The organism is Methanomicrobia archaeon, from assembly GCA_011049045.1.
Taxonomy (GTDB): Archaea; Halobacteriota; Syntropharchaeia; order Alkanophagales; family Methanospirareceae; genus JACGMN01.
The window spans coordinates 1-5850 of the sequence record DSCO01000052.1 but is presented as its reverse complement, the minus strand read 5'-3'; the positions used below and the strand labels follow the sequence as shown (position 1 = coordinate 5850).

The 5850-nt window shown below is 54.7% G+C and carries 7 protein-coding genes; 4 read left to right on the top strand and 3 right to left on the bottom strand.

Annotated elements, in window-relative coordinates; genetic code table 11:
* Positions 1 to 154: 154 nt before the first annotated feature.
* The gene (locus ENN68_06780; GenBank protein HDS45779.1) at positions 155 to 565 is read right to left on the bottom strand and encodes a nucleotidyltransferase domain-containing protein; all 411 of its coding nucleotides are present in this window, start codon (positions 563 to 565) and stop codon (positions 155 to 157) included.
* Positions 544 to 792: a DUF86 domain-containing protein gene (locus ENN68_06775; GenBank protein ID HDS45778.1), complete on the bottom strand. Its 249-nt coding sequence runs from the start codon at positions 790 to 792 to the stop codon at positions 544 to 546. Before ENN68_06775 ends, ENN68_06780 begins: the two co-directional genes overlap by 22 nt.
* A gap of 942 nt (positions 793 to 1734) precedes the next feature.
* On the opposite strand from ENN68_06775, the gene ENN68_06770 reads away from it, so the two are divergent.
* The 4 genes from ENN68_06770 to ENN68_06755 all read left to right on the top strand — a co-directional run bounded on the left by ENN68_06770 (position 1735) and on the right by ENN68_06755 (position 4773).
* The gene (locus tag ENN68_06770) at positions 1735 to 2163 is read left to right on the top strand and encodes a nucleotidyltransferase domain-containing protein (protein HDS45777.1); all 429 of its coding nucleotides are present in this window, start codon (positions 1735 to 1737) and stop codon (positions 2161 to 2163) included.
* A 12-nt stretch (positions 2164 to 2175) separates the two neighbouring features.
* Positions 2176 to 2598 carry a DUF86 domain-containing protein gene (locus ENN68_06765; GenBank protein ID HDS45776.1) on the top strand — a complete coding sequence of 141 codons (423 nt, stop codon included), beginning with the start codon at positions 2176 to 2178 and terminating at the stop codon, positions 2596 to 2598.
* Positions 2599 to 3011: 413 nt separating this feature from the next.
* Positions 3012 to 3839 carry an exosortase/archaeosortase family protein gene (locus ENN68_06760; GenBank protein ID HDS45775.1) on the top strand — a complete coding sequence of 276 codons (828 nt, stop codon included), beginning with the start codon at positions 3012 to 3014 and terminating at the stop codon, positions 3837 to 3839.
* A gap of 31 nt (positions 3840 to 3870) precedes the next feature.
* The gene (locus ENN68_06755; protein HDS45774.1) at positions 3871 to 4773 is read left to right on the top strand and encodes an exosortase-associated EpsI family protein; all 903 of its coding nucleotides are present in this window, start codon (positions 3871 to 3873) and stop codon (positions 4771 to 4773) included.
* Positions 4774 to 4856: 83 nt separating this feature from the next.
* Here ENN68_06755 and ENN68_06750 read toward each other — a convergent pair whose 3' ends face one another.
* The gene (locus tag ENN68_06750; GenBank protein HDS45773.1) at positions 4857 to 5690 is read right to left on the bottom strand and encodes a CPBP family intramembrane metalloprotease; all 834 of its coding nucleotides are present in this window, start codon (positions 5688 to 5690) and stop codon (positions 4857 to 4859) included.
* Positions 5691 to 5850: the final 160 nt, after the last annotated feature.

The following is a 5850-nucleotide window of genomic DNA, read 5'->3' as shown; positions in this document are numbered from 1 at the left end:
AATCAGTAGATGGCGTGACGCTCGATCGAGGATCATTCAAACGAGAACACGAAAGCCCCGGTTCAAGCCACCGTCCGTGCACACGAGAGCACGGCAATGCCCTGGTGCGCTCTGAATAAGCGGCGTTAAGGTGCCATACTGTTTTGCAGGCACATCAGACGGTATCAAGTAGTTCCAGTAGTTCCCGTTTCTCTAAGTCCTGATGATGCTTCTGATTGCCCCATAACCGCCGGTAAAAATAGAAATACTCATACAGCGCGGGTAAATCACGACAACAGATAACCGCATGATGCTCAATCACCTGGATCTTCAGGTAGAGCGGAAGCTCTTCAAAGAACCAGAGATCATAACGCTTCCCTGATACATCCAGCCGTTTGAAAATGGCCCGTAACAGCACCAGTCGGGTACGTGGCTCGCAGAGCTCGGGCGCAACGATACAGATATCCCGGTCGCTCCGCAGGTCCGCACCTGTTCGTGCACCTGAGCCGAAGAGGAGCAGGGCAAGTATCTCGTCGTCATCCGCCAGAAATGCGAAATCCTGCGTTATGCTCGCTGCTTCACCCATGCCGCTACCTTCTTCACATAACGCTCCAGTGGCACTAAGAGTCCCTGAATTGATTCCAGAGCCAGCGCATCATTCACGCCATTATAACCGTGCACCAATCGGTTCCGTAACCAATCTGCTTCATTCAGTGCCGCTTTATCATGATCATCAAGAATGCCCAGCGTAAAGAGGTGCGCTATGTTCGTATAGTCATCCTGCGGAAGCTTGCCTTCATCCTTTAAGATCATCGCGCCTATATCCGTTGCCGCCTACACCGCCTCTTGCATCGCTTTATAAACTGCGAGTCGCGTCTTCCTATCTCGCGGTGGGCTATACGATCGAGGAGGAGGGTTTTGAGCTGCGGAACGCTGGATGGAACGCCGCGATGTGTTCTCCACGTCACCAACGATCGCGGTAAAGAAGCTCGTGGTGACCAGCTCATGGTGACCAAGCATTCATCCGGTACTGGCGAGACGGTGTAACGAACGGTGGGTCGTGCTCTATTTCTATGTGAAGGAGCGCCCGCTTGGCAGTGATGCGATCTCCATGGTTCGTATCTCCGCGCTCCTCTCTGTTTCGGGCCCGTATGATAGTGTCCTGGACCTGGAGAAGGAATTTCTGTGCGAGCTCCTCCCTGAAGCGCTACCTATGGGTTAATTTGCGGAGTGGGGGACACCTATTCGCGGTCTTTGTCCATGAATGAGTGGTTATCTGGTAGCAGGTAGACCGATATAAACGCTCTGAAAGGCCCAACCTACCAAACCAAGCCTGGAGTTCGCGGTCCCTCCCTTACTTAGCGATACCCTGCGCCCCCACAATCGCGCCCATAACGAAGAACCGTTCCCGAACCTGCTCTGGAAAGTCAGAAAGCACTGTATGTAAGAGCTCATAGTACATGAGCTGCACCGGATACGGCAGAGGCATGTCACTCCTATACGCCCTGGAGCGATACAAAACATGCGGTGGCAGTTTGCGGATGCGAACATGATGACGACGGTAGTCTCGTGAACGAGGGCGTTATACCGCATGAGCTGATGGCCAACCAACGGAGATCAGGAAGATCTGACGGTGCGCCGGGTAACGACCGTTATTTAGAAGTACGGCTATTTATTACCTACCATACGTAGGATACGAAAGGCTCGGTAAACACGGGGATTAGATAGAAGTTACTCAGGGGTGATTCGGGAGCGATGGACGATGAGCTAACTGCCCAGGATAAGAAGCTCGTGGAGTATTTTCTGAGCCAGGAGCAGGTCAAGCTCGCCTATCGTTTTGGCTCGCTCGTGGCAGGCCGCGCAGGCCCGTTGAGCGATAGTGATCTGGGCGTTCTGCTGGATGACTCGCTGAGTAAGCGCGCGCGGTTTAAGCTCCACCTGAAATTGCTGGATGATCTGACGGCAATCCTGAGGACTGATAAAATCGACCTGGTGATCATGAACGGCGCACCGCTCTCACTCACGTATGAGATCATCAAAGCGAATTATCCGCTGCTTGTCCGTGATAGAAGTGAGAAGATCGCGTTTGAGCATGGTATACTCTCGAGGTACCTCGATCGGCGGTATTACGAGACGAGATGGACCGTGTTGTACTTGAAAGGAGTTGCGGAAGGTAGCATTTAGGAGAACGTATGGATGGACGACCGAGAGAAGATAGCCCGAAAGCTCAGGAACATGCAGAAGTATGTTGAGTTCTTGAGATCATATCAGTCACTATCCACGGAACGACTGGAAGAGGACTATGAACTGCGCTCGGCGATCGAGCGAAATTTACAGCTCGCGATAGAATCGTCGTTGGATATTGGCGAGTATCTCATAGCAGCACGTGGCTTACGAAAACCGGAGACATACAGAGAGGTACTGGAAATACTCGGAGAGGCGGGCATTCTACCCGAAGCGTTTGCCGCGCGATTCAGCGAGGCTGCGAAGTTCAGAAATATCCTGGTGCATATGTACGCAGAGGTCGATCTGGAGATGCTTTGCGAGATCTTGCACGCAAATCTAGTTGATTTCGAAGAATTTGCACGGTACATTGTACGATATCTTGAGCAGTTATAAGCCGCCTGAATCTACCGATATCTTCGTTCGTACCGTGAGGTGCGCCAGCAAAAGTGCGCGGAAAGCAGCGATAACTTCGCGAACGAATGACTCCATACGTCAGAGGGTTACAGTAACGACGCAAGTATACGACAAATGAATCGTCTTATTGATAGCCTTGAAAGTGGATTCTTCTCCAGATCGCTCTGCCTCGGCAGACTGAAGCCCGGTAGCTGCGCGCGCTTACGTGGTGAGCTATAGAGTCGCGCGAACTCCGCCATCAGCAGACACTGCAGATGCTCGCTCGTTTAACAGAATCACTCGGCGGTTCCCCTTTTCAGGCACCACACGTCCATCCCCTTACTACTCCCGAAGCTTATTTTTTAAGGAATGACTTTGGGTAAGTACTTACTAAACCGCGAGAACCGTTTGCCATGAAGCTCCCAAAAACGCCGTTCGTTATCCTGCTCATCCTCGCGCTCCTTTACGCACGCACCTTCCAGTGGCTCGTCCGCGCCTGGCTCAACGACCCGTACTACTCGCACGGGTTCCTCGTCATGATCATCGCGGGCTTCTTCACCTGGCGCGCGTTCCGCACCTTTGAGCCGTCCGAGGTTCGCGATCCCGCACCGTACCAGAAGGGGCTTATCGTCTTCGCCGTTGGGCTGTTCCTGTACACCGCCGGGTTCATCACCCTCTTCCCGTTCCTCATGGCCCTCTCGTTCCTCTTCACCCTGAGCGGCTTGGTACTCTTCTTTTACGGGAAACCGCTGATGCGTGCGCTGCTCTTCCCCATTGCGTACCTCATGTTCGCTATTCCACTGCCCGCAGAGTTCCTGGATCTGCTCGGCTACCAGCTCCAGGCACTCTCCGCACGCTATCCCGCCGCGCTGCTCACGCTGCTCGGTATACCCGTTACCCGGGTCGGTGCAGAGATCTATCTCGCGGACGCGGCCTTCACCATCGGACTGCCCTGTAGCGGCATGAACTCGCTCATCGCGCTGCTCGCACTCGCCGCGCTCTTCACGGTCCTGCTCCAGTGCGCCTGGTACCGTAAGGTCGCGCTGTTCTGCAGCGCCGTGCCTATCGCGCTCTTCGCGAATATCACACGCGTTACCGCGCTGCTCCTCATCGGGCACCGTTACGGCGCGGAGACCGCAACCGGGTTCTACCACACGCTCTTCAGCCCGCTGCTCTTCATTATCGCCTTTATATGCCTCATCGGCCTCAGTATTCTTACGGGCTGTAAGGTCCGCGTCTGATCGATCCAGGAGTCAGGTAGGCCGCCAAGCTATGGTAACCGGAAAAGAACCCGCAACCGCTGGAGACTTCTTCGAGGACTATGCGAAGATCATCGGGCTCCTGATGCTCGCGTTCGTCATTATCATGCTCTGCTCCACACCCTCCACGATCCTCGCTAAACGGGTCACGATGATCGGTACGGAGCTCTCGTATGCCTCGAGTTATGAACTGCCGGTGCGGACGAAGCTGGATCTGGGCAATACCGCGCATCTGCAGGCATTTCCCAGGCAGATCGGCGAGTGGTCGGGCTATGATTATGATACCGCACGACTGATGGAGCAGCTGGGTGCCGATGTGATGCTCATGCGCGCGTACTCGCACCCGCAGCTGTATCAGCCCATCTTCCTGCTCATCATGCAGTCCTATAATCGGTCAAGCTTTCACCCGCCCATTGTCTGCTATCCCGCGCTGGGCTATACGATCGAGAGCGCGAGCAATGAGATCGTAACGATATCCAATGCGAGCTGGGTAGAAGACCCGTGGTTTTCTGCACCCGCGGCAAGGCGTAACGAGACGATCCTGCCGGTGAAGAAGCTCGTGGTCACGAAGCAAGCGGCCGATACGGGCAGGGTCACGGAACGCCGGGTCGTGCTCTACTTTTACGTAAAGGAGCCACCTCTGAGCTCTGATACCATCACGATGGTCCGTGTCGAGGCACTTGCACCCACCGGCAGCTCCTATGACGGGATCCTCACGGTCTCCCGGGAGTTCATGGCCGAGATCATCCCCTGTATGTTCGAAGTGCAGCGCCCGGAGCAAAGCCTCTTCTGGTCGCTCGCCAAAGGCTCTAACGCCAGGAGGCTCATGCTCGTTCTGCTCTTTCTCGCTCCGCTGGCCGTTATCTTCTATCCCGAACTGCGAGCACGATTGCCCAGAAGATCGTCACGCACCTGATGCGCAATGGCCGATCGATGATCACGCGCAGCGCACTCGATCGAGCTAACCGCTACCAACGCGGATACGAGCACTTACTCTACTCATAAAAACGCCGGTGCGAACAGGAACAGGGTCGAATTGATAATACCGTGTGATATACTCACGCCATAGACTGACCCGGTCTTCCGCACCACCAGTGCAAAGATGAAGCCGATGCTGCCGGCGAGCAGGACGTCAAGTATCGTGAGGTTGCCGATATGCAGCAGGCCGAAGAGCGCGGAGATGAGCACGATGCCCGCAAAGCCGAGGGTACGCACGGCATGGTACTGCATCAACCCGCGAAAGGCTAATTCCTCCAGAAAGCCCGTGCACACCACCATAATGAGCACCGGCACCACCAACGCGGGAAGACGCGGCTCCACCAGCAGCCCGGGTTTCAAGATGAGATACTCGATGATGCCCACCGGGACCGCGATCACGATAATAGCGAGTTCAAGTGGTAGATGCTTCTTTTCCGGCAAAGCAAGCCCAATGTCCCGCGGCTTTATGCGCTGCAGGTACAGGCACGCGAAGATCGTGAGGTAAACCGGGATACTGATGATGAAGAACCAGGCGAGATAGCTGAACTCCGCAACGGGCATCGAAAGGCTGAGGATTCGTATCAGCGGTGCGAGTATGAGCGCCAGCAACAACTGTGAGGTCGCGGGATCCACTTTTATACTGCGTGCAGAATGAACGAGCAGGGCGAAGAGGATGACCGCATGGAAGGCGATGCCATACTTCGCATAAACGGCACCGTGCTCGGCGGCATACGCCGTAACGAGCTCCGCCGCTGCGATGAGCATGATGTACAGGATCGTGATGAGGGCGCGGCGGCTGAAAAACGATCCACTGATCCGCACGGGCGCATCATAGAGTAGCTTCGCGTCTGGCATCTGGCTATACCTAAGCACGGAAGCTAGGTAAAGGTTTCGTATTTGTTTAGTTCCCCCTTCCTATAAGCTTTCTGGAGCTTTTCGATACCCATAAAATGCCCCCCCCTCTCTTTTCCCACAAAACTGGAGTGGAAAAGAAGCTTATTTAAATACAACGTTT

What these genes read in the sequence shown, in the direction of transcription:
- ENN68_06755 (HDS45774.1), top strand. Translation starts at nt 3,871, where the DNA reads ATGGTAACCGGAAAAGAACCCGCAACCGCTGGAGACTTCTTCGAGGAC.
- ENN68_06750 (HDS45773.1), bottom strand. Translation starts at nt 5,690, where the DNA reads ATGCCAGACGCGAAGCTACTCTATGATGCGCCCGTGCGGATCAGTGGA.
- ENN68_06770 (HDS45777.1), top strand. Translation starts at nt 1,735, where the DNA reads ATGGACGATGAGCTAACTGCCCAGGATAAGAAGCTCGTGGAGTATTTT.
- ENN68_06765 (HDS45776.1), top strand. Translation starts at nt 2,176, where the DNA reads ATGGACGACCGAGAGAAGATAGCCCGAAAGCTCAGGAACATGCAGAAG.
- ENN68_06775 (HDS45778.1), bottom strand. Translation starts at nt 792, where the DNA reads ATGATCTTAAAGGATGAAGGCAAGCTTCCGCAGGATGACTATACGAAC.
- ENN68_06780 (HDS45779.1), bottom strand. Translation starts at nt 565, where the DNA reads ATGGGTGAAGCAGCGAGCATAACGCAGGATTTCGCATTTCTGGCGGAT.
- ENN68_06760 (HDS45775.1), top strand. Translation starts at nt 3,012, where the DNA reads ATGAAGCTCCCAAAAACGCCGTTCGTTATCCTGCTCATCCTCGCGCTC.